At 60.7% G+C, this 20,130-nt stretch carries 26 protein-coding genes; 16 read left to right on the forward strand and 10 right to left on the reverse strand.

Features of this window, described 5'->3' with window-relative positions; genetic code table 11:
- Positions 1-61 precede the first annotated feature (61 nt).
- The 5 genes from NR193_RS06605 to NR193_RS06625 all read left to right on the forward strand — a co-directional run bounded on the left by NR193_RS06605 (position 62) and on the right by NR193_RS06625 (position 3,016).
- A complete protein-coding gene (locus NR193_RS06605) occupies positions 62-883 on the forward strand; it encodes a universal stress protein (protein ID WP_256750069.1) in 822 nt (273 codons plus the stop codon).
- Between the two features lie 82 nt (positions 884-965).
- The gene (locus NR193_RS06610; RefSeq protein ID WP_256750287.1) at positions 966-1,496 is read left to right on the forward strand and encodes a flavin reductase family protein; all 531 of its coding nucleotides are present in this window, start codon (positions 966-968) and stop codon (positions 1,494-1,496) included.
- Between the two features lie 90 nt (positions 1,497-1,586).
- Positions 1,587-2,411: a universal stress protein gene (locus NR193_RS06615; RefSeq protein ID WP_256750070.1), complete on the forward strand. Its 825-nt coding sequence runs from the start codon at positions 1,587-1,589 to the stop codon at positions 2,409-2,411.
- A gap of 85 nt (positions 2,412-2,496) precedes the next feature.
- Complete coding sequence (locus NR193_RS06620; protein ID WP_256750071.1) at positions 2,497-2,706, forward strand: ChaB family protein; 210 nt, start codon at positions 2,497-2,499, stop codon at positions 2,704-2,706.
- Positions 2,707-2,800: 94 nt separating this feature from the next.
- Positions 2,801-3,016, forward strand: coding sequence for a hypothetical protein (locus NR193_RS06625; RefSeq protein ID WP_256750072.1), 216 nt, complete (start codon positions 2,801-2,803; stop codon positions 3,014-3,016).
- 100 nt (positions 3,017-3,116) lie between these two features.
- On the opposite strand, the gene NR193_RS06630 is transcribed toward NR193_RS06625, so the two are convergent.
- From NR193_RS06630 to ftsH, 4 genes are all read right to left on the reverse strand, one after another.
- On the reverse strand, positions 3,117-3,560 hold the full coding sequence (locus tag NR193_RS06630) for a host attachment protein (RefSeq protein ID WP_306279967.1): 444 nt from the start codon (positions 3,558-3,560) through the stop codon (positions 3,117-3,119).
- Positions 3,561-3,668: 108 nt separating this feature from the next.
- Positions 3,669-4,316 (reverse strand): BON domain-containing protein, encoded by a 648-nt coding sequence (locus NR193_RS06635; RefSeq protein WP_256750289.1) that lies wholly within the window; start codon positions 4,314-4,316, stop codon positions 3,669-3,671.
- Between the two features lie 131 nt (positions 4,317-4,447).
- A complete protein-coding gene (locus NR193_RS06640; RefSeq protein WP_256750073.1) occupies positions 4,448-4,966 on the reverse strand; it encodes a pyridoxamine 5'-phosphate oxidase family protein in 519 nt (172 codons plus the stop codon).
- A 52-nt stretch (positions 4,967-5,018) separates the two neighbouring features.
- Positions 5,019-6,839: an ATP-dependent zinc metalloprotease FtsH gene (ftsH, locus tag NR193_RS06645; protein ID WP_256750074.1), complete on the reverse strand. Its 1,821-nt coding sequence runs from the start codon at positions 6,837-6,839 to the stop codon at positions 5,019-5,021.
- Between the two features lie 214 nt (positions 6,840-7,053).
- On the opposite strand from ftsH, the gene NR193_RS06650 reads away from it, so the two are divergent.
- Positions 7,054-8,007: a hypothetical protein gene (locus NR193_RS06650; RefSeq protein WP_256750075.1), complete on the forward strand. Its 954-nt coding sequence runs from the start codon at positions 7,054-7,056 to the stop codon at positions 8,005-8,007.
- On the opposite strand, the gene NR193_RS06655 is transcribed toward NR193_RS06650, so the two are convergent.
- Positions 7,952-8,932 (reverse strand): ribose-phosphate pyrophosphokinase, encoded by a 981-nt coding sequence (locus NR193_RS06655; RefSeq protein WP_256750076.1) that lies wholly within the window; start codon positions 8,930-8,932, stop codon positions 7,952-7,954. The two genes, NR193_RS06650 and NR193_RS06655, sit on opposite strands and share 56 nt — an antisense overlap.
- Positions 8,933-9,048: 116 nt before the next feature.
- Here NR193_RS06655 and NR193_RS06660 point away from each other — a divergent pair, with 116 nt between their 5' ends.
- From NR193_RS06660 to NR193_RS06670, 3 genes are all read left to right on the forward strand, one after another.
- The gene (locus NR193_RS06660; protein WP_256750077.1) at positions 9,049-9,960 is read left to right on the forward strand and encodes a DNA-binding protein; all 912 of its coding nucleotides are present in this window, start codon (positions 9,049-9,051) and stop codon (positions 9,958-9,960) included.
- Complete coding sequence (locus tag NR193_RS06665) at positions 9,960-10,403, forward strand: DUF3775 domain-containing protein (protein WP_256750078.1); 444 nt, start codon at positions 9,960-9,962, stop codon at positions 10,401-10,403. The genes NR193_RS06660 and NR193_RS06665 overlap by 1 nt, the downstream gene beginning before the upstream one ends.
- 365 nt (positions 10,404-10,768) lie before the next feature.
- A complete protein-coding gene (locus NR193_RS06670; protein ID WP_256750079.1) occupies positions 10,769-11,308 on the forward strand; it encodes an Hsp20/alpha crystallin family protein in 540 nt (179 codons plus the stop codon).
- 152 nt (positions 11,309-11,460) lie between these two features.
- On the opposite strand, the gene NR193_RS06675 is transcribed toward NR193_RS06670, so the two are convergent.
- Positions 11,461-11,658, reverse strand: coding sequence for a hypothetical protein (locus tag NR193_RS06675; RefSeq protein ID WP_256750080.1), 198 nt, complete (start codon positions 11,656-11,658; stop codon positions 11,461-11,463).
- 504 nt (positions 11,659-12,162) lie between these two features.
- On the opposite strand from NR193_RS06675, the gene NR193_RS06680 reads away from it, so the two are divergent.
- Positions 12,163-12,528 (forward strand): hypothetical protein, encoded by a 366-nt coding sequence (locus tag NR193_RS06680; protein WP_256750081.1) that lies wholly within the window; start codon positions 12,163-12,165, stop codon positions 12,526-12,528.
- Between the two features lie 21 nt (positions 12,529-12,549).
- Here NR193_RS06680 and NR193_RS06685 read toward each other — a convergent pair whose 3' ends face one another.
- Positions 12,550-12,720: a hypothetical protein gene (locus NR193_RS06685; RefSeq protein ID WP_256750082.1), complete on the reverse strand. Its 171-nt coding sequence runs from the start codon at positions 12,718-12,720 to the stop codon at positions 12,550-12,552.
- A 338-nt stretch (positions 12,721-13,058) separates the two neighbouring features.
- On the opposite strand from NR193_RS06685, the gene NR193_RS06690 reads away from it, so the two are divergent.
- From NR193_RS06690 to NR193_RS06705, 4 genes are all read left to right on the forward strand, one after another.
- Entirely contained in the window at positions 13,059-13,616 is a 558-nt protein-coding gene (locus NR193_RS06690) for a Spy/CpxP family protein refolding chaperone (protein ID WP_256750083.1), read from the forward strand.
- Between the two features lie 53 nt (positions 13,617-13,669).
- A complete protein-coding gene (locus tag NR193_RS06695) occupies positions 13,670-14,356 on the forward strand; it encodes a hypothetical protein (RefSeq protein ID WP_256750084.1) in 687 nt (228 codons plus the stop codon).
- Between the two features lie 180 nt (positions 14,357-14,536).
- The gene (locus NR193_RS06700; protein ID WP_256750085.1) at positions 14,537-14,962 is read left to right on the forward strand and encodes a DUF2267 domain-containing protein; all 426 of its coding nucleotides are present in this window, start codon (positions 14,537-14,539) and stop codon (positions 14,960-14,962) included.
- Positions 14,963-14,965: 3 nt separating this feature from the next.
- Positions 14,966-15,661 carry a phosphoribosyltransferase gene (locus NR193_RS06705; protein ID WP_256750086.1) on the forward strand — a complete coding sequence of 232 codons (696 nt, stop codon included), beginning with the start codon at positions 14,966-14,968 and terminating at the stop codon, positions 15,659-15,661.
- 34 nt (positions 15,662-15,695) lie between these two features.
- On the opposite strand, the gene NR193_RS06710 is transcribed toward NR193_RS06705, so the two are convergent.
- Positions 15,696-16,532: a universal stress protein gene (locus NR193_RS06710; RefSeq protein WP_256750087.1), complete on the reverse strand. Its 837-nt coding sequence runs from the start codon at positions 16,530-16,532 to the stop codon at positions 15,696-15,698.
- A gap of 165 nt (positions 16,533-16,697) precedes the next feature.
- Here NR193_RS06710 and NR193_RS06715 point away from each other — a divergent pair, with 165 nt between their 5' ends.
- A complete protein-coding gene (locus tag NR193_RS06715) occupies positions 16,698-17,096 on the forward strand; it encodes a cytochrome c (protein ID WP_256750088.1) in 399 nt (132 codons plus the stop codon).
- Between the two features lie 92 nt (positions 17,097-17,188).
- The gene (locus tag NR193_RS06720; protein WP_256750089.1) at positions 17,189-18,130 is read left to right on the forward strand and encodes a metallophosphoesterase; all 942 of its coding nucleotides are present in this window, start codon (positions 17,189-17,191) and stop codon (positions 18,128-18,130) included.
- Here the strand turns inward: NR193_RS06720 and NR193_RS06725 are convergent.
- Together NR193_RS06725 and NR193_RS06730 are read right to left on the reverse strand one after the other, a co-directional pair.
- Positions 18,124-18,639 (reverse strand): CDP-archaeol synthase, encoded by a 516-nt coding sequence (locus NR193_RS06725; protein ID WP_256750090.1) that lies wholly within the window; start codon positions 18,637-18,639, stop codon positions 18,124-18,126. The two genes, NR193_RS06720 and NR193_RS06725, sit on opposite strands and share 7 nt — an antisense overlap.
- 179 nt (positions 18,640-18,818) lie before the next feature.
- Entirely contained in the window at positions 18,819-20,096 is a 1,278-nt protein-coding gene (locus NR193_RS06730; protein ID WP_256750091.1) for an NRAMP family divalent metal transporter, read from the reverse strand.
- Between the last annotated feature and the right edge of the window lie 34 nt (positions 20,097-20,130).

Raw genomic sequence — 20,130 nt, forward strand, 5'->3', positions numbered from 1 at the left:
ATCAAGGCGCAGGATCGGACATCCGGTGATCCTGCGACAAATGTCATCGGAGGGCACGAAAATGATCTTCAACACCATCATGGTTCAACTCGATGTCGATTCTCCGGCGGCACCGCGAACGACCTATGCGCTGGATTTGGCACGGCGCTTCGAAGCCACGCTGATCGGTTTTGCCGCGGCCGATTCATATGTGTTTGTTCCTGGCGACGATGGCGGCATGGCGGCGGCGGAAATCATGCGTCAACGCCAAACCGAGATCGAGGATCGCCTGAAGATCCTGAAGGAAGAATTCCTGGCCGTCGTCGGAGACGAGGCCTCATGGCGCGAGGAGATCGGCGATCCGACACGTCTGCTAGCGACACATGCCCGCGCAGCGGACCTGATCGTGACCGGAGCGTCGGCCTCGGGAGTTGCCGGTGACCACCACCGGGCGGTCGATACAGGAACGCTGGTGCTGTCGGCCGGGCGGCCCGTGCTGATTGCGTCCGACGGACTTGCCCCGCTCGACCCCAAAAAGGTTGTGGTGGCGTGGAAGGATAGCCGCGAGGCGAGGCGCGCAGTCGTCGATGCGCTTCCCTTTCTCACCGGCGCGCAAGATGTGCTGGTGGCGACGGTCGAGGAACAGAACCAGAGGGACGCGCGCGAAAGTATCAGCGACGTCATCCGGTTCCTGATGAGGCACGGCGTCAAGGCGAGATCGGAGGTGCTGGGCGTCGGTCATGCGGACGCCTGCGAAACCGTCATCGAACTCGCCCGCGGCATGGGTGCCGAACTTGTGGTTGCTGGCGGCTACGGTCACAGCCGGGTCCGCGAATGGGCCTTTGGAGGCATGACCCGCTCCCTGCTCAAGCAAGGCTCGGTCAACCGGTTGTTTTCGAACTGACGATATCGCCGAATACAGGCCGTTCGCCTGAGTGGCGACCGCCTTGCGCTGGCTAATATGGGGATGCGACGGAGCTATGAAGATGAAGGAACTGCCGCTTGCCGACGTCTACCGGCTGATCGAGCCTGGTCCCGTTGTTCTGCTGACAACGCGGGCCAGGGGCCGCGCCAACGTCATGACAATGTCATGGCACACCATGGTGGAGTTCACGCCGCCGACAATTGCCTGTGTCGTATCGAGCGGCGACTTCTCTTTTGCCGCGTTGCGCGACACGAAGGAATGCGTGATCGCGATTCCGGCCGTGGGGCTGGCGGAAAAAGTGGTGGAGGTCGGCAACTGCTCAGGCCGCGACAGAGATAAATTCGCGACGATCTGGCTGACGCCGCTGCCCGCCGAGCATGTCGCTGCACCCCTGGTCGCTGAATGCTTCGCCAATCTCGAATGCCGCGTCGTCGATACCCGGCTGGTCAACAAATACAATCTCTTCGTCCTGGAAGTTGTGAAGGCCTGGGTTGATCCGGAACAGCCAAGGCCGAAGACCATCCACCATGTTGGAAATGGAGCCTTCGTGGTGGACGGAGAGATCGTCCATTTCGAGTCAAGCATGCCTTGAAGCCGGCCACTTGATCGGCATCAAAGAACGCTACGCCTTGCCCGGTCTAGCTTCGGTTCATCCAATCGATACAGGAAAAGAGCGCCACCGATGAGCTACAAATCCATTCTGCTGAATGTTGACGTAGACGGTCCAATCGGGCCGATCACCAAGATCGCCATCGATCTTGCCAGGCGTTCCGAGGCTCGGCTGATCGGCTTCTGCGCAGCAGACGCACCCTTGCCGGTGACGATGGCGCCCGAGGGTGCCGCGATAGCCGCCGAGGTCTGGCAGCAATTGAGGGATGACATCCAGAAACGGTTCAAGGACCTGCATGCCGAGTTTGACAGCCTGGTTGCCGGGTCGGTGGCGACGGAATGGCGCGAAGCACTCGACAACCCGAACCACGCTTTGGTCGCGACATCGAGGATCGCGGATCTCATCATCACCGGTGCGGCTCAGGGGGCTTCCTCCGGCGATTCCTATCGGACCGTCGATCCCGGCACCCTCGCGCTGCGCGCCGGCAGGCCGCTGCTGATCGCGTCAAGCGGCGCGGAGCATGCGCCGACAGGCAGGATCGTGGTCGCCTGGAAGGACACGCGCGAAGCGAGGCGCGCGGTGGCCGACGCCGTGCCGCTGATGGAGATGGCAGACGACGTGATCGTGGTCACGGTCGGCTCCGAGCCGGACGACCGGACCACGGCCGGCATAAAGGATGTCGCGACCTTCCTGGCCACGCATGGCATCACGGCTCGCACAGAAGTGCTGAAGGCCGACGACGAGAGCGACAAGCTGATCGACCTCCTGAGCTCCGCCAACGCCGACCTGATCGTGTCAGGCGCCTATGGACACAGCCGGATCAGGGAATGGGTATTCGGCGGCGTTACCCGCTCGCTGCTCGACAACACGCGGCTCTGTCGCTTCATGTCAAGCTGATCGTCCGCCCCTCGACGTGCCGTGGCGTGTTCGTCAGCCACATTCCAGCCAAGGGCGTCGGTTTGGCTTGGCGGTGAGGATAGCAATGCCCTATGCGACCGAGGAAGATCTTCCACCGCCCGTCAGGACGCATCTGCCCCTGCATGCCCAGGAGATCTTTCGCGCTGCCTTCAATAGCGCCTGGGACGAATATGCCGACCGAGGCCACGAGCGTGAAGAAATAGCGCACCGCGTCGCTTGGGCGGCCGTAAAGCGCCTTTATCGCAAGGAAGGCAGGGACTGGGTGCCTCTCTGAGCAGCCAGGGCATTTTTGATCCAGATCAAACCATCCCCGCCATATTCATTCCATATGATTTGAAATCAATCACTTGATAAGTAATGCAGGTTCAATGACCGACATCGTTGCGAGGCTTCTCAATGCGTGCAACGCCATGAGAAACAAGGGAGCGGATTTCCCGACGATATGGAAAGACGTCCTGAAGGGGCACCCTTACGTCGCGGGATCGCCAATCCAGGATAGCGGCGAGGATGGTCCCATGCTGAGAATTCCCCTCATTACCGGCCAGGTTCTCGTCTTTCTCGGTTCAAACTTCTCTCTCCTCTAGCCGCGGCGGTGACGTAGCCGACGCCCTGGGACGTCCCTTGATCGATGCCGATCAAGGTCGTGGCATGCGGTCTCTGGCAGGTGCATGACCTGGGCGGGACTCAATCCGCCGCCAATGTGTTCTCGATGGCCTCGATGGGATGTTTCGCGAGATCCTTGGCCAGCTCGCCCACCAGCTTTGCCTTCAGCGAAGCCTGGAAGTGCTTGCGCAGTTCGCCAAGCGTGCGCGGATCGGCGATCACCACCACATGCTGGAACGCTTCCGTCAGCGCCTCGCGATTGAGATAGGCTGCCACGGTGGCGGCAAAGTCGTCTTCGCGCAGGCGGGAATCGTCTGGATTGGCCGCGGAACTGCGATGCCGTCCGCCCGAACCCGTGTTAGCCGAGTGCAGCACCGGTTCGGGCAATTCCACCAGGTCGATCCGGGGTTCGCGGCTCTTGTTGCGGAAGAGACGCAGCTTCTCGCCGTCGGTGACCACGATGATAGTGCCATTAGCCAGAATCATTTTGTTTCTCCTTTGACGTGGTTTTTGGTCGAGGTCCAACGCACTCCCTCGCCATCCTTGGCAACGATCTTCGTCGCCTCTTGGACACGGCGCCCTGCTTCGGCGCGCCGGCAACTCATGGAAGCCGCCGCGCCGAGCTTGGCCCTATCAGATTATGGAAATCCGATCTTCCACCGCCCGGACGCCCGGCGAGGACCAGGCTGCACGCTCGGCTGCCTGACGCTCGGACAACGCCCGGACCTTGCCTTCAAGGGTAACCTTGCCATCCTGAACGATGACGCGGATCGTCTGTGCTTCGGTTTCCGCATTGCGCTTCAGGGCGTTCTCGATGCGCTTCTTGATGTCGGATACCGAGGCTCGTGGATTGATTTCGATCTGGTTGGCAACACCGACGACGCCCGCCAGCCCGCGCACGGCCTCGGCCGCGGCATTCTTCTGGTACTGCCATTCGAGTCTCCCCGTCAGCGTGATCCATCCGTCCTGTACCTTGACCTGCACCTTGTCCCTCGGGATGGAGACATTCCAGGTAATCGCATCGACCGCGCGCTTGGCGATCTCGTCGTCGGCGGTTCCTTTCAAGCCAACCAGCCGGACTTCGATTTCCTCGGCGAGGCCCTTCACGCCCTTGACCCGCTTGACCACATTTTCGGCGGTTGTCTTTTCCCAATAGGAAGAAACATGCCCGGTCAGGGTGACGATGCCATCTTCCACGGCGACGCCGATGTGGGCAGCGTCAATGCTCGGCTCGAATTCCAACTCATCGAGAATGTTCTGACGCAACGCTAGATCCGTCATGGTCTGTCTCCTGTTTGTTGAGTGGGCTCTTCTCCCGCTGCGAAAACAAAAAGCATCCTTTGCGTCCCTGCTCATTGATCCGGCTCAATGTCCGGTCGAATAATCAGTTGGCTGGACGACTAGCACGACCGTCACGAGGTCGCGGAAGTGCCTACAAGCCAATGGTGTCGCATGCTGTCCAGGGTCTCGGCGATGTCATCAGCCTCGATCTTGACCAGATCGGCGTGACCAAAACCCAAGGAGTAGTCGAGTACAGAGATGATCGTGGGCCGTACCCTGAACAGCTTCACGGGTGCGGCCTCAGTAGGCTGGATAGCCGAAATCTGCGGGAAGCGCTGCACCATCATGCGGCCGATTTCTGAGAGTTCGGAAGGCAAAACGACCTCCGTCGCGGTCGCCGCCATCGACAACCCCTCGATCTGCAGCCAGTTCTCATAAGGTGCGGTCATGGTGACCGAAACGCGCGGGTCGCGAGAAATGTTCATAGCCTTCTGCGAGCCGGCTCCGCAGCCGAAATAGAGCAGCACACCGTCATGGACGAACGAAACCACCGTCGCCTGTGGCGAGCCGTCGGCGCGGGTCGTGGCAATCGTCATGTCCATGCAACGCGCCAGGATGGCGATCATCTTCTGCTGAAGCTTGTGTTTCATGACACTCTCCTCGTTTGTTCAAGGGTGGCCGGCTTCATGGCCGGCGTCGCCTTCACGCCGCCGGGACCAGCACCGCGGTTCGCCGCAACGGCGCGAAGTCGTCAGGCGTCAGCGTTTCTTTCTCGAGCAGCAGCTTCGCGCCGGCGCGCAGATCGGTGATCCTTTCGCGGAGCACATCCCTGGCACTGGCAAAGGCCTCGTCGATCATGCCGCGGACTGCCAGGTCGACCTCACGCGCCGTGGCCTCCGAATAGTCCTTCTTGTTCGGCAGGCCAGGACCGTCACCCAGCCATTGCAGGCGCTGCTCTTCGAGGACTGCCTGTCCCACCGTCGGGTCCATGCCGAAGCGGGTGACACATTGCCGGGCAATATCCGTGACCTTGGCGAGGTCGTCGGCCGCCCCGGTCGAGACTTCGCCGAATATGACTTCCTCGGCCGCGCGGCCGCCCATGAGGACGACCATGCGGTCCTTGAGTTCACCGACCGTGATCAGAAACCGGTCCTCGGTCGGACGCTGCATGGTGAAACCGAGGGCGCCGATCGAGCGCGGGATGATGGATACCTTATGCACCGGATCGGCGCTTCGCGTCGCGACCGCCACCAGGGCATGCCCCATTTCGTGAAAGGCGACACGCTCACGCTCCTGCGGTTTCAGCAATCGGCTCTTGCGTTCCGACCCTGCGACGATGCGCTCGACCGCATTGGTGAAGTCATCCATCGTCACCTTGTCGGCGCCACGCCGCGTGGCGATGATGGCCGCCTCGTTGACCAGATTGGCGAGATCGGCACCGGTGAAACCGGGGGTTATCGCGGCAATCTCGTCCGTGCTGACGCCAGGCGCGGTCGAGACGTTCTTGATGTGGACCTTGACGATGGCCTCCCTGCCCTTGCGGTCGGGCCGGTCCAGCACGACCTGCCGGTCGAAGCGCCCGGCGCGCAGCAGCGCCGGATCCAGGATTTCGGGCCGATTGGTGGCGGCAAGCAGCACGATACCAACACGCGGATCGAAACCGTCGAGTTCCGAGAGCAGTTGGTTCAATGTCTGCTCTTTTTCGTCACCGCCGCCATAACCCGCGAACGGGCTGCGGGCGCGACCCAGCGCGTCGAGTTCATCGATGAAGATGATGCAAGGCGCGGCCTGCCGGGCCTGCTCGAACAGGTCTCGTACCCTGGCCGCACCCACGCCGACGAACATCTCGACGAATTCCGAGCCTGAGATGGAAAAGAAGGGCACCCCCGCCTCGCCGGCGACGGCGCGCGCCATCAATGTCTTGCCGGTTCCGGGCGGCCCGACCAGCAGTATGCCCTTAGGGATACGCGCGCCGAGGCGACCGTATTTGTCCTTGTCCTTGAGGAAGGAGACGATTTCCTGCAGTTCGGCCTTGGCTTCGTCGACGCCCGCCACGTCTTCGAAAGTCACACCTGTCTTGCGTTCCAGATAGACCTTCGCCTTCGACTTGCCGATGTTAATCAGGCCGCCCATGCCTTGCCTGTCGGCGAACCCGCGGAAAAAGAACATCCAGATGCCGACGAAAATCAGCGCAGGCAATATCCAGGAGAGAACTGTCGTCAGCCAGTTGCTGTCGGAAGCGCCGGTGATCTTGACGCCGGCCTTCTCGAAAACCGCAACCGCCGCCGGGTCGACGCGGTTGGCAAGGAACGTCTTCTTGCCATCCTGCGGCTCCTTGAACGCGCCCTCGATCATGGTCTCGGTCAACGTGACGGACGCAACCTTGCCCTCCTCGGTGAGGCGGATCACGTCACTGTAGGAAAGCTGGGCAGTGTCGCGATAGGCGAACCAGACCTGAAACAGCTCAATGATCAGGATGGCAACGATGACGTAGCCTATATTGAAGGTATGTTTGCGATCCATGACATCCAGCCGGAAATTGCACTCATAGGCAAAATGTCACGACCAGCGGGCGCGTCCTTGACGCGCATCAAAGTGCGGATCGCTGCTGATCATCATGGTACCGTCGATGATGGGGCACCGGCAAATTGCGGACCTGGCAACGAAGGTGCGCTTTCTCAGCGATCCGGCGGCATACGGGAGCGGAACGACACATGTGGATGTCCGCGAGACGCATATGTCCTGGGTCTTCCTCACGGACGACCTGGTCTACAAGCTCAAGAAGCCGGTCAGGCATGCCTTCCTCGACTTCAGCACGATCAGGAAGCGGCACTTCAACTGTGGCGAGGAATTGCGGCTGAACGCCCGTCTTGCCGCCGAAACCTATCGGCGGGTCCTTCCTCTTCGCCGTGACGCATCGGGCCGCTTCTCCCTCGACGGCAGCGGGCGCGTGGTCGACTGGCTGGTCGAAATGAAGCGCCTGCCGCAAGGCGACATGCTGGACGAGCGCATCGCCTGCGGTCGCTTGGACACGGCGGAGATCGATGACGTTGCCAAGACGCTGGCGGACTTTTATGCGCAACGCCGGGCGGAGATTGACGACGGCGGCGCCTATCTGCACCACCTCACAGGAGAACAGCGCATCAACCGCGCCATCCTGCTGCGGCCCGAATTCGCGCTGGCGGATATCGTGTCCGGCGCCTTGGACATGGTGGACGGCCTGCTGCAGCGATTGAGGCCGCGGATAGAAACGCGCATCCTTCGCGGCGCGATCGTCGAAGGGCATGGCGACCTGCGCCCCGAACACGTCTGCCTTTGCCAGCCGCTCCAGATCATCGACTGCCTCGAGTTCAACCGGTCGATGCGCATCATCGATCCCTATGACGAGATCAACTATCTGGGCCTGGAATGCGAGATGCTGGGCGCGCCCTGGATCAGGCCGCTGCTGGTCAAGGCCCTGCAAAGCCGGCTGCCGGACAGCCCCGATGCCGAACTGCTGGCACTCTATGGCGGTTTCCGGGCATTGCTGAAGGCCCGTCTCGGGGTCGCGCACCTCCTCGAGACGCCGATCCGTCATCCGGAAAAATGGCGCCCCCAGGCGATCCGCTACATCAGGCAGGCGGAGCGCGAGATTTTCAGTCATCAATCCCGATCAGGTCGGAAATCGACCCCTGTGCGTGGAGACGCCTGATCGCCTTGCCGATCAGACGGCCGATCGGCACAATGTCCAAGGGCGCTTGCGGGTAACGGGCCTTGGCGACTGCCGCCGCCTCCACGCTGTCAGTGACGATGATGCGGTCTATCGCCTGGCTGCCGAACAGCACGTCGGCCCCCTTGCCAAACAATCCGTGCGTGGCGATCGCATAAACTGCCTTGGCGCCACGCTCACGACAGGCCAGGGCGGCGCGCAGAATCGTGCCACCCGTGCTGATCATGTCGTCGACAATGAAAACGGCTTTGTCCGCGACGTCGCCTGCAAACAGTTCACCGGAAACCACGTTCCGGCTGCGGCGCTTTTCCATGAAGCCAAATCCGATTTCTTTCCCGGTTTCCGCCTCCAGGGCCTCCTTGAGCAATTGCGCGCGCTTTACGCCGCCACTGTCGGGTGAAAAAATGGTGATCGGCAGATCGCCAGCCAATTTGCCTATCAGCGGGGCAAAGAGCTTTCGCGTATCGAGATGGATGCTCTCGCACCGAAAGGCGTTCTGGTAAGCCGCGAAATTGTGGACGTCGAGCGTCATGATCCGGTCGGTACCCATTGCCTCGAAGAGTTGCGCCACATAGCGCGTGGTGACCGGGTCACGCGCCTTGGTCTGCCGGTCCTTGCGCGCATAGGCAAGATAGGGAACGACCGCGGTTACTCGCGCGGCGCCGTTCTCCTTGCATGTCGCCAGGAAGAACAGGAGCTTGCATAGCTTGTCGTTGGCGGATGCGCCCTCCCTTCCGGCCAGGCTGTGCAGCACATAGACATCCCGGCCGCGCACGCTGACCAGCGGACGCGCCTTGTGCTCCCCGTCCTCGAAATCTCGCTCTTCATGCGGATCAAGCTCGATCGAAAGCGCCCGCGCCGCGGCCGCGCCGAGTTGTTCCGAACCTTTGAGTGCGAAGAAACGCATGTTTTTCTTCTATCCAGTTTCGAACACTGATGGATTGATGCGCGTCAAGGATGCGAGCCATCGAATGGCCTAGGAGGGGCAATCGACAATCTTCAACCCCTGTGCCGGGGAGAACCATGCCGGAGCCGCTTCAGACCGCGAGGCCGAACCCAAGCGTCAAGCCAATGACGCCATTGGCGACAAAGCCACTCCTCGAGAACATCGGGGTGGCGGCAAAATTCCGCGATTTTGCCGATCTCCTCGATAGCCAGGGCGCCGACGGTTTCCGCGCACGGGCCTACAGAAGGGCGGCGGAAGTCGTTTCCAAGCTGGAACGGCCCTTGGGCGAGATCCTGGCAAAGGAAGGCCGCGACGGCCTCATCGCCCTCCCGGCCATCGGAACAGGCCTGGCTGGCGCGATAGCCGAGATGGTTGCAACCGGGCGCTGGTCCCAACTGGAACGGCTGCGCGGCGATATGGAGCCGGAGGCGCTGTTTCGGTCGATCCCCGGAATCGGACCACGATACGCGCACAGCCTCGCCGAGGACGGACAGCTCGAGACCCTCGAAGACCTCGAAAACGCGCTCCATAGCGGCGCGCTTCATGTCAAGGGCATCGGTCACAGGCGCAAGGAGATGCTGGGGGCAGCCCTCGCCGAGCGGCTCGGCAGGGCTCGCCTGAGCACGACCCATCAACCTCAACCGCTGCCGCCAGTGTCGATGCTGCTCGATGTCGATCGCATGTATCGCGAAAAGGCGGCAGCCGGAGTGCTCCGCAAAATTGCGCCGAAGCGCTTCAATCCGAAGGGCGAGGCCTGGTTGCCGGTCCTGCATGCGCGACATGACAACTGGCATTTCACCGCGTTCTTCTCGAACACCAGGCTGGCGCACGAACTGGCACGGACGAGCGACTGGGTCGTGATCTATTTCCAGGCCGAAGGCCAACCGGAGGGACGATGCACCGTCGTCACCGAAACAAGGGGGCCGATGGCAGGCAAGCGCGTCGTCCGGGGACGGGAAGACGAACAGCAACCGAAGGAACCGGTATGATGGGAAAAGCGGCGAACACGACTGGCGACGGCGAAACGGAACTTGAAGTTCCGCTCGAAACCGTATGCTTTATCATCATGAAGGCGCGCGAGTTCGATGCGAAGGATCCGGTGACCGAACCCAGCCCCGCGTCCAATCCGTCCGACGATCAGTCCGCCGCGATCCTAGAGGATCATGACGACGACCCGGTTCTCGAAGAACTGCAGTCGCTGATTTCCGATCTTTCCGTCGACGCACAAATCGACCTGGTCGCCCTGATGTGGCTGGGACGCGACGACCAGTCCGCCGACGAGTGGCAAAGTGTCCGCCAGCAGGCAGCTGACGCGCACAACGAGCACACCGCCGACTATCTCTGTGGGACGCCGCTGCTCGCGGACCATCTCGCCGATGGTCTTTCGACACTCGGCTACTCCTGCGTCGAATTTGAGCGCGAGCACTTTTAGTCAGCGGAGCGCCCTGGACTGCTGACGGACGGCGTTTGGCTGCCGCCGCTGTGCGATCCCTTGCTGGTCGCGCATCTCCGTCCGGGCTCCAGCGGAAGACATTTTCTGTCGCAATTGATCCCAATCAAGGAGCCTCCCCTTTTCAGCTGATTTGATGCTGTTCTTGCCAGGCCGAGCCAAATTTGGCGACGCGGGCGCGATGGACAGCGGCAAAACCGCGGATTCGCGAAGCAATGGGCCAATTCGACGACGACACTTGGCAAGTGGGTCCGCCGACCTCCAGCTCTAGCGCCTCCTGGGAGACCTAAGGTGGAAGAACGGAGGCGGCGGCACCTGCTGATCAAACTCGCCAAAGGAGAAGAACCATGGCCGAAACTGCCACCAAGCTACCTGTCAAGACAGAGAAGAGCGCCGCGCCGACACCAGCCGGCAATTGGACCGCTCCGTTCGAAAGCCTGCGTCGCGAAGTCGACCGTCTGTTCGAAGACTTCCATCCTTTCGATTTTCGCCTGCCCTCGACGCGCTCCCTGTTCGGTCGTGAGCTGCCATCCCTGCGCAATGCGGGCTGGCCGGTCGCGCCGGCCATGGATCTGGTCGAGAAGGAGAAGGAGTACGAAATCACGGCAGAACTGCCTGGCATCGACGAAAAGAATGTCGAGATCAAACTCGCCAACCGCATGCTGACCATCAAGGGCGAGAAGCAGGAGGAAAAAGAAGAGAAGGACAAGGACTACTACCTGTCCGAGCGCCGCTACGGTTCCTTCCAGCGCTCCTTCCAGTTGCCTGAAGGGGTCGATGCCGACAAGATCGAGGCGACTTTCGCCAAGGGCGTGCTGACGGTCAAATTGCCCAAGACGGCCGAAGCGCAGAAGGCCGAGAAGAAGATCACGGTAAAGGCCGCATAACCCCGTGACCGCTGATCACCCTCAGCGCGTCTGTTCGGCGCGCTGAGAGCCTGTGAGAGAAGGCAATTGCCGAGCCGCGCTTACTCTGGACCTAACCCAGCCCCCCGGACCGGACCACGTTTCCACCTTCAGGTGTTTATCGTGTTGCTGTATCAGCGCGATGGTTTGGCAATACTTCCTGGGCTGCCAGCTCCGCGGGACTGATCGCGTGCTCGGCTTTCGGCGATCTCGAGCTTCTTCTGCTCCAACGCCAGCAAGCCTTCGATGACGCGCCGCTGTTCCGGATCGGTCTCGCGTGAGAGCAGATCCTGGAAATGGGCGATGTTGGCGCGCGCAATGAACCGGTCCATGACATCCCTCAAGACGGCACTCTACACCCGAGTCCAAGTCCGTTCTAAGCTATTTTTGAATCAGATCGATGTCCACTGGTGCCTACGACTGCCCATGACCTGAACATCAGTCCGCGGACAGTCGAAATTCACCGCGCTGACGTCAGCAAGCCAGCAACTCGCCCGAACTGGTGCCGATAGCGATGGCTCTGGAGTTCGCGGACAAGGGAGATCCGGGGGAGCCGGAGCTGATTGCGGGACATCGCCACAACGAAACTTCCGCAGGTCCTTCAATCGCCCTGCCATCACAGCGACGCGAACTGGCTTCGCGGGTCCGCGGCTGTCTAGGTGGAATCCCATAAGGACCAAACCGGATTTCGCAATTTCGGATATTGCGCCATTGATCTCATAAGCAGAGGCAGATTGTCGTATCGATCCTGGTGAGACCGTCTTTCCGTGCCTCCCCAATCCCCGAGCAGAAGGCACAATCAAAGTGCCGTGCCTGCGCAGCAGCGAGATCACGAAATGGCAGACCCTGCGGAACGCGGCGACCCAAGAGCGGTGAATCCGATTGCTGATCGCCATATTGCTGATCGCCGTCCGGAAGGCATTCCCCTGCCCGCCACGCGCGATGACCGGTCGTCGGATTTGACCTGCGTCAAGGATGACTTTGCCTTTCCGTCCCAAGATCAATCCATGTGGCAACCGATATCGAACGCCCCCTTCGATCGAGATTTGGAATTGGCCGTCATAGATGGGGACGGCGCTCACGCGCTCGTCTTTCCCTGCAGGCGTGTACTGACGGGCTGGACCAAGGCGGCCACGAAAGAACGGGTGGATGTCTCACCCACGCATTGGCGAACATGGGAACCTGCCACCAAGGATGTCTAGCGGCGATGTTGGCACGTCCCTCTATTTGCTGTTGTGCCCGCTTCTTCCCTTTTCAGTCGCCTCGATTTTTCTGAGCTTTTCCTCTTCCTTCGCGAGCAGATCAAGCAAAGTCTTCCGCTTGACCTCATCCTGCTCCTCGGCCAGGCGCTGTCGAAAATGCTCGATATTCAGGTGAGCGATCCGCTTATCCACTCTTCACATAAGCAGCCGCAGCGGCTTCCCTGTTTGTCTGTGACCAACATAGCACGGCCAGATTGCAGGTATCGCGACAAAATTGCCGCGGTTCGATGCCATCCAAATTGCCAGCATCTAGTCCCGCCGGCATGAGTCAGTTCCACCAGAGGCATGCTCCAGATGGCACGCAACCCCGGTTTGGAAACCACTCCCTCTACGAATGCTCCGAGCAATCCGCACCCACAACGATGCCCCATGCACATGGCGGCTGACGCCCGTTGATGCAGGTCAATGCCGCCAACGTCACCGCGTGATCTAGTTACTTTTTTGGCAGTCCGCCCTGAAGGAGGTGCTCGATGTTCAATTTGCGCAATATTTTCGCGGCGGGCCTGATGCTGACCGTTGCCGCAATGCCTGTTGCGGCCCGGGCTGAAGACAAGGATTCCGGTTGGTGGCCCCGCTGGGGGATCGGCCGAATGATGATGGGTCAATGGGGCATGGCCGGCCTGATGGGCGGCTATGATTCAGACCAGATGCTCGATCGAATCGACGGACGCCTGGCATTCCTCAAAACCGAGTTGAAGATCACCGACGAGCAGGCGCCCTCTTGGGACGAGCTTGCCGGCGTTATCCGCGGCACGGCCGAATCGCATAACGCGTTGATGCAGGACATGATGAAGCAATTCCAGAACGGTGAGTTTCTGAAGAAGCCCCTGCCCGAGCGATTGGCCTACCAACAGACCCATCTCGAAGCCCGTCTGGAGCAGGTGAAGACTGTCAGGGCAGCGGTCGAAAAACTATACGCAAAGCTGAGCGATGAGCAGAAGCAGTCCGCCGACGAGATTGTCCTGCCGATGATGGGCATGGGCATGGGGCGCTCGGGCGAGTTCGGTCCAGGAATGATGTTCAGATAGTCTCCATTGCAACCTGGTCGTGCAATGACTGAGCCGGATGAGGAACGGAACGCATGTTCGTCGCGCTTCGCCTTCTGACAGCTTTGCTTGGCATCACCCAAGCCGGCTCGACGATCTTCCCGACGGGGGTGGTCTACAGCAATTGGAGCGACGAGAGCGAAGAGGCCAAGGTGTGCGAGATCATCCTCGACGTCAGCAATCCGCCGTCGCGGGAAGTCGTCAAGTTCATCGCGCTTGCTGGCTACAACAAATTCGACGGGACGGTTCTGGCTGGCTTCCTCATGGCCGCCGCCGACCTCACGGCTGACAGCAAATATCAAATAGTGCGGATTTCAGACGCTGCATTCAGCGCCCGGACATTCAGCTCGCTGGGGCATCTGGACTATGAAGTCTATGACGACGGTACGGTCATGGCGACGACACGAGATTCTCGCCTCGCCATGGCCTTCATCAACGCATTTTTTTCTGGAACTTATGAATTGCGTTTTGCCCGCTCGGACTCGGACACCGAATTGCGAACCTACAAAATTGCGTCCGCTCCAGGGGAACCCGTAGTCGGCAACTTCACGCACTGTCTGGATCACCTTGCCATCGAGTCCAAACGGCTTCGATCATGCGCATCGACAAAAGGAAGCCCGCTGCCGGAGGGAGGGGGCAGCGGGCTCAGCCTCACGACGGGTCAGGGAGGACAGCCCATCGCTCACCCACGTCAGGGGAGGACATGGGCAGACCACACGTAGGAATATCTTCTTACAAATCAAGATAGACAAATCGGTTTTTCGAGGAGCCGCCCGCCGTTCATTCCGACTGATCGCCATGCCCCGCTCGCCTGGCATGGCCACGCCAGGATGATTTGATCCTGCTCAATGCCAGGATCGCTCCCTACGCCAGAATGGCGAGCAGATTGAAGGAGCGATCGCATGACCCACACTTCAATTACCGGTTTCACTCACGCTGCCGAGCAGGCGCAGCAATGGGTGAACGAGTTGGCCCGGGATCTGGGCTGGAGCGAACAGAGCGCCTACCGCTTCCTGAAATCCGTCTTGCACACGTTGCGAGACTGGCTGTCGCCAGAGGAAATGGCAGATCTTTCAGCTCAATTGCCCACGCTCATCAGGGGCATATATTTCGAGGGCTGGAAACCGGACACACCCGCGTGGGAACGGAAAAAGAGCGACTTCGTGATTTGTGTCAGGAACAGCTTCGGATATGAGCCCGACGTCGATATCGACCAGGCGATCAAAGCGGTTTTCAAGATCCTCGACCGCAACATATCGCATGGCGAAATCGTCCAGGTTCGGAACTCGATGAAGAAATCGCTGCGTCAGCTCTGGCCGATGGATTGACCGATGTTCCGCGATCGACAGGAGGCTGGGAAAAGACTTGGCGTCGAGGTCGGGAAACTCGGTTTACATCAGCCGGTCGTCCTCGCTTTGCCGCGAGGGGGTGTCCCCGTCGCCGCGGAAGTGGCCAAAGCCCTGAAAGCTCCGCTCGATCTGATCATCGTGCGCAAGGTGGGTGCGCCGGGTAATCCCGAACTGGCGGTCGCGGCGATCGTCGATGGCAATCCACCGGACATCGTTCTGAACCGCGAGATCGTCGAGGCCTATGCGCTCGACGATGATGAGCTTCGCGTCTTGGTCGCGAAGGAGCGCCCGGAACTGGAACGGCGCCGTCTCGTCTATCGTGGCGAGCGCGCACCTCTGTCGATCACCGGAAAGACGGCAATCATCGTGGACGACGGTGTCGCGACAGGGACAACGATGAAGGTTGCAATCCGTGCCCTCAAAAGGCGCTCGCCTCGGGAGATCGTCGTGGCAATCCCTGTAGCGCCGCCGGACATAGTGGCGGAGCTCGCCCAGGAGGCGGACTTGATCGTGTGCCTCAGCCAACCGGCGCGTTTCCACGCCCTTGGTTACCACTACCGCAGCTTCCCACAGCTTACCGATGACGAGGTGACGGAGGCACTGGTCGAAGCCAGGCAAGAATACGGCGCGGGTCAGCGAACAATTCGGCCGCGGACGACCAAGCCCGGCCCTGCCTGAGTTGCTCCTAGAGCAGTTCCAGGCTGGCCGCGCTTCATCGCGCCATCAAGATCGGGAGCGATTGATCCTCGAGCATCGACTTGGTGACACCACCGAAAATCCGCTCACGCAACCGCGAATGACCATAGGCGCCCATCACCATCAACTCGGCGCCGCTGTCGACCGCATGCTGGCGAAGAACGTCAGCGACGGAATGGTTCGAACTCGGCAGTCGGTCGACCATGACCTTCACCCCATGCCGCGCAAGATAGGCGGCGGCATCGGCCCCGGGTTCCTGACCGTGATGGTGTTCGTCCTCCACCGGATCGACCATGACGAGGCGCACTTCGTCGGCGCCTGTCAACATGTCGAGTGATTCACGCAGGGCGCGCGATGACTCGAGGCGTGCATCCCACGCAACCAGCACCCGCTTCGGCTTCAATGTCGGTCGCGCCCCTCGGGGAACGACCAGCAGCGGCTTCCCGGATGAAAACAAGGCGCCCTCGATCACTTTGCTCTTCAGCGTCTCGCCAGCGAGCAACTCCGGTCCGATCACCGTAATGTCGGCGTAGCGTGCACGGCGACCAATTCGTTCGTCAGCCCAGCCGACCTCCGGATACTCGCTGGAGACATCGGCCGAAAGCGCGCTGTTGGCGAGAAAAGCCGACACGGCGGCGACTCGCTTCTCCAAGAGCTTCTCGTCGGCCTGCCGTTCCTTCAGCCAGTCTTCCGAGATGACTGCCGCATACTCTCCGACGGGCGGCGGCGCGGCGATGGCAACGACAAGAACAGCAAGGTGGGCGCCGATTTCGTCGCAAAGGTCAGCAGCGAGTTTGAGATCGCTGTCACCCATATGCGGTCCCGTAACCGTAAGTATCGTCCTGAAGGCCATGGCGGCTGCTCCCGATCTTGTGTCAAATTCCATCGCAACGATAACCGGACGGTTCGGCATGCTCATTGCGCTGAATCAAAGATCTCGCCGTGGCCCAATTGATCCGGATCAACATGCGCGCGGGGTGACACGGTAGGCTCAGCCCATCAACCGGTGGATGCGCAGATGAGACTCCTGATCGCACTAGCTCTCGCGACTATGCCCTGCCAAGCGTCCTGGGCGCAGGAAATGAGTTACGGCCAGGCAGAATATCTGAACTCCTGCGCCGTCTGTCACGGCGTCGATGGCAAGGGCGACGGCCCCTTGCGCGACCTGCTGATCAAGCGTCCGGCCGACCTGACGCACCTTTCCGAACGCAATGGCGGGACGTTTCCCTATTCGAGGGTCTTCGCGACCATCGACGGCCGATATGCCATACCAAGCCATGGCCGCCGCGAGATGCCGGTCTGGGGTCGCCAATTCCTTGAGGAAGACGCAAAAACCTACGGCCCAAGTGGCGGTGAGGTGGTAACCACAGAACGCATCCACAACCTGACAGGTTACATCGAAACGCTGCAGCATTAGGTTCAGGCAGCAGCGAAGATCGCCAAAATGACTTGCTTGTGCGATGGATTGGTACACCTGGGAGGTGCCAATCAACTTGGTTCGGGATGGCGATGACTGACATCAGCCTCAGGTTGGACGCACGCCTTGGCCGGATCCATGCAAGGCAGCGGCTGGGCATAGAAGACGACCACGAAGCACAAATCTTCGGCCAGGGCCTGAACTTCTTTCACCTGGAGAATTGGTATTCGATCCATGCGGTGATCCGCAACGGGTTGCGATTCACGGGGCTCTATGGGCGCGGGTGCCGCAATGCCGAAAACGTCCAACTCCGCCTCAATACCATCGTATCGTCCACCCTGCCCCGCGGCTTCGAAGGATTCCGGATCCTGCACCTCAGCGATCTGCATACGGACATGAGCGGCCCCGCGATGGATCGCGTCACCGAACTCGTCGCGAATCTCGATTATGACATTTGCGTGCTGACCGGCGATTTCCGCGCAAAGACCTTCGGTCCCTTTGAAGCCGCCGTGGACGGCGTCGCCCGCGTGCGCGCCTCTCTCAAGGGGCCGCTATACGGGGTGCTCGGCAACCATGACACAGTCAGAATGGTTCCGGCCCTGGAGGACATGGGCATTCGCATGCTGATGAACGAACTGGAAGTGATCGAGCGAGGCGGAGAGCGCATCTATCTCGCCGGAATAGACGATGCGCATTTCTTCCGTGTCGACAATATCGAAAAGGCGGCTGCCAATGTGCCTGCCGATGCCTTTTCGATCCTGCTTTCGCATACTCCCGAGATCTATCGCCAGGCAGCTCACGCCGGATTCGACGTGCTGCTCGCAGGTCACACCCATGGCGGCCAGATCTGTCTGCCGGGGGGAATCCCGATCACCCTGGATTCGAAACTCCCGCGGACGATGGGCGCCGGCGCGTGGATGTACCATGGCATGATGGGTTACACATCGGTTGGCGCCGGCTCGAGTGTCGTCGCGGTACGGCTGAACTGCCTTCCCGAGATCACACTGCACCATCTGGCCCGCGAGGATCAGTAGGGTCTGTCCCTGATGCGCAGCATGAAGAGAAGCCGGGAGACCACGAGTTCGCCAATCCAGAACGCGCCGACACCGATCAGAATGTCCCAAACCGAAAATCCCACGAGGTTCTTGACCGCCAGGAAAGGCAACAAAGATTCCGGCACCTGATCGAAGCCTGGCGCCTCGGCGCTCGGAGCGAGGCGCAAGCGACGTTTGATGAAGCTCGACAGCATGTCGCCGGCCATGGCGGTGAAGCCGATGAGCGCTCCGGTTGCAGTGTCGAGCCCCACAAGGGGGCCGCCTATCCCAGCTGCCATGATGGCGAGCACGAGACCGCGAAGGGTCTTTGACCGGCCCAGGAGGGGCTGTCCGTCCCAGAAAACCCGACCACCATCGATCGGCCACGAGAGCCACTCGCCAAGCATTTTCTTGGCGATGACAGGCACGCCGTTCGCGAGGGTCAGCAGGATGAGACACTGAACGATCGGCCAGAAATGAAGCTCAGTCATTGTGCTCTCGAAACGCATGGAGGCCGGCGTCTTTGCGGAAAGTCGCGCGCCTAGCTGTGTGCACCTAAGCCGATCGGATTGCCTTCCTCCGGCAACGCCCTTTCTCTACCAGCTTTTCAAGCGGAGCACCGCTATGGCCGAACGCAAAAGAAACCAAACCACACAGAAAGTCTCCCGTCATCACGCCAGGCTGTCGGTCACAGCACGAAAAAGCCAATTGAAGCCAGAGCCATCACCGCCGTGGCAAGCACGCCCCCGAAAACCATCCAGCGCGGCAAAGTAAGGTGACCCATGATCCGCGGGTTCATGGCGATCATCATCATGATCGTCATCAGCGGCGCCGCTAGTATTCCATTGACGACAGCGCTCCAGTAGAGGGCCCTGATGGGATCCAGGCCCACGAAAGTCAGGGTCACCCCACCCAGCGTCGCCGCCGCGATTACGCCGTAGAAGGCCTTGGCGTCCTGCGGGCGCCGGTCCAGGCCTTCGGGCCACCGAAACATCTCCGCAACAGCATAGGCGGCGGAGCCCGCAAGCACGGGGACGGCAAGCATGCCGGTACCGACAATACCGATAGCGAAGATGGCAAACGCAAAGTCGCCGGCAACAGGCCGGAGCGCTTCGGCCGCCTGCGACGAGGTCTGGATCTGTGTAATCCCGTTGGCATGAAGCGTTGCCGCTGTGGCAGTGATGATGACAATGGCCACCAGATTGGAAAAGCCCATTCCGAATAGTGTGTCGCCACGAATGCGCGCCAGCTCCGGTCCGGCGGCGTGAGAGTTGGCGCCAAGCCGTCGACGGTGTTGCCGGTGCTGCTCCTCAACCTCCTCCCCGGCCTGCCAGAAAAAGAGGTAGGGACTGATTGTTGTGCCAAGGACGGCAACAAGCGCCATGGCGTGATCGCCGTCGAAGACGATTTGTGGAACCAGCGCACCATGGAGCGCCGCCCCCCAAGGCACATGGACTGACAGCACCACCGCCACGTAGGCAAGCAGGGACAGGGTCAGCCATTTAAGCACCGTCACGTAGCGCCGATAGCTCACGAAGATTTCCAGAAAGATGCAAATCAGGGCGAAGAAGATCGCATACAAATGACGCGGGCCGCCTATGAGCAATTCAAGCGCCGCCCCCATGGCGCTGAGATCGGCGCCGATATTGATGGTGTTGGCGACGAGCAGGAGGAGAACGGCGAAACGCAGCAGCCAAGGAGAGTAGTGCCGACGCAGATTGCGCGCGATACCTTGGCCAGTCACGGCGCCGATCCCGGCACTGATCCCTTGAGTTACGGCCATAAGCGGATAGCTGAACAGTATGGTCCAGGCGAGCGAGTAGCCGAATTGGGCCCCCACCTGACTATAGGTGGCGATACCGCTTGGATCATCATCAGCCGCGCCCGTGATCAGTCCTGGGCCCAAGCTTCCGAAGAAGCTCGAGCGTTGGCGAAGCGTGGTGGGCGATGCCTCCGGCGGTTCCATCGAATGATCCCCTCCCACGCACCTCTGGTTTCCG

Origin of the sequence: Mesorhizobium sp. Mes31 (assembly GCF_024519675.1) — a bacterium.
Lineage (GTDB): Bacteria > Pseudomonadota > Alphaproteobacteria > Rhizobiales > Rhizobiaceae > Mesorhizobium.

What these genes read in the sequence shown, in the direction of transcription:
- NR193_RS06605 (WP_256750069.1), top strand. Translation starts at nt 62, where the DNA reads ATGATCTTCAACACCATCATGGTTCAACTCGATGTCGATTCTCCGGCG.
- NR193_RS06670 (WP_256750079.1), top strand. Translation starts at nt 10,769, where the DNA reads ATGGCCGAAACTGCCACCAAGCTACCTGTCAAGACAGAGAAGAGCGCC.
- NR193_RS06665 (WP_256750078.1), top strand. Translation starts at nt 9,960, where the DNA reads ATGGGAAAAGCGGCGAACACGACTGGCGACGGCGAAACGGAACTTGAA.
- NR193_RS06690 (WP_256750083.1), top strand. Translation starts at nt 13,059, where the DNA reads ATGTTCAATTTGCGCAATATTTTCGCGGCGGGCCTGATGCTGACCGTT.
- NR193_RS06660 (WP_256750077.1), top strand. Translation starts at nt 9,049, where the DNA reads ATGCCGGAGCCGCTTCAGACCGCGAGGCCGAACCCAAGCGTCAAGCCA.
- NR193_RS06680 (WP_256750081.1), top strand. Translation starts at nt 12,163, where the DNA reads ATGGCAGACCCTGCGGAACGCGGCGACCCAAGAGCGGTGAATCCGATT.
- NR193_RS06615 (WP_256750070.1), top strand. Translation starts at nt 1,587, where the DNA reads ATGAGCTACAAATCCATTCTGCTGAATGTTGACGTAGACGGTCCAATC.
- NR193_RS06650 (WP_256750075.1), top strand. Translation starts at nt 7,054, where the DNA reads ATGTCCTGGGTCTTCCTCACGGACGACCTGGTCTACAAGCTCAAGAAG.
- NR193_RS06715 (WP_256750088.1), top strand. Translation starts at nt 16,698, where the DNA reads ATGAGACTCCTGATCGCACTAGCTCTCGCGACTATGCCCTGCCAAGCG.
- NR193_RS06625 (WP_256750072.1), top strand. Translation starts at nt 2,801, where the DNA reads ATGACCGACATCGTTGCGAGGCTTCTCAATGCGTGCAACGCCATGAGA.
- NR193_RS06725 (WP_256750090.1), bottom strand. Translation starts at nt 18,639, where the DNA reads ATGCGTTTCGAGAGCACAATGACTGAGCTTCATTTCTGGCCGATCGTT.
- NR193_RS06610 (WP_256750287.1), top strand. Translation starts at nt 966, where the DNA reads ATGAAGGAACTGCCGCTTGCCGACGTCTACCGGCTGATCGAGCCTGGT.
- NR193_RS06730 (WP_256750091.1), bottom strand. Translation starts at nt 20,096, where the DNA reads ATGGAACCGCCGGAGGCATCGCCCACCACGCTTCGCCAACGCTCGAGC.
- NR193_RS06655 (WP_256750076.1), bottom strand. Translation starts at nt 8,932, where the DNA reads ATGCGTTTCTTCGCACTCAAAGGTTCGGAACAACTCGGCGCGGCCGCG.
- NR193_RS06700 (WP_256750085.1), top strand. Translation starts at nt 14,537, where the DNA reads ATGACCCACACTTCAATTACCGGTTTCACTCACGCTGCCGAGCAGGCG.
- NR193_RS06720 (WP_256750089.1), top strand. Translation starts at nt 17,189, where the DNA reads ATGACTGACATCAGCCTCAGGTTGGACGCACGCCTTGGCCGGATCCAT.
- NR193_RS06710 (WP_256750087.1), bottom strand. Translation starts at nt 16,532, where the DNA reads ATGGCCTTCAGGACGATACTTACGGTTACGGGACCGCATATGGGTGAC.
- ftsH (WP_256750074.1), bottom strand. Translation starts at nt 6,839, where the DNA reads ATGGATCGCAAACATACCTTCAATATAGGCTACGTCATCGTTGCCATC.
- NR193_RS06620 (WP_256750071.1), top strand. Translation starts at nt 2,497, where the DNA reads ATGCCCTATGCGACCGAGGAAGATCTTCCACCGCCCGTCAGGACGCAT.
- NR193_RS06640 (WP_256750073.1), bottom strand. Translation starts at nt 4,966, where the DNA reads ATGAAACACAAGCTTCAGCAGAAGATGATCGCCATCCTGGCGCGTTGC.
- NR193_RS06705 (WP_256750086.1), top strand. Translation starts at nt 14,966, where the DNA reads ATGTTCCGCGATCGACAGGAGGCTGGGAAAAGACTTGGCGTCGAGGTC.
- NR193_RS06675 (WP_256750080.1), bottom strand. Translation starts at nt 11,658, where the DNA reads ATGGACCGGTTCATTGCGCGCGCCAACATCGCCCATTTCCAGGATCTG.
- NR193_RS06695 (WP_256750084.1), top strand. Translation starts at nt 13,670, where the DNA reads ATGTTCGTCGCGCTTCGCCTTCTGACAGCTTTGCTTGGCATCACCCAA.
- NR193_RS06635 (WP_256750289.1), bottom strand. Translation starts at nt 4,316, where the DNA reads ATGACGGATCTAGCGTTGCGTCAGAACATTCTCGATGAGTTGGAATTC.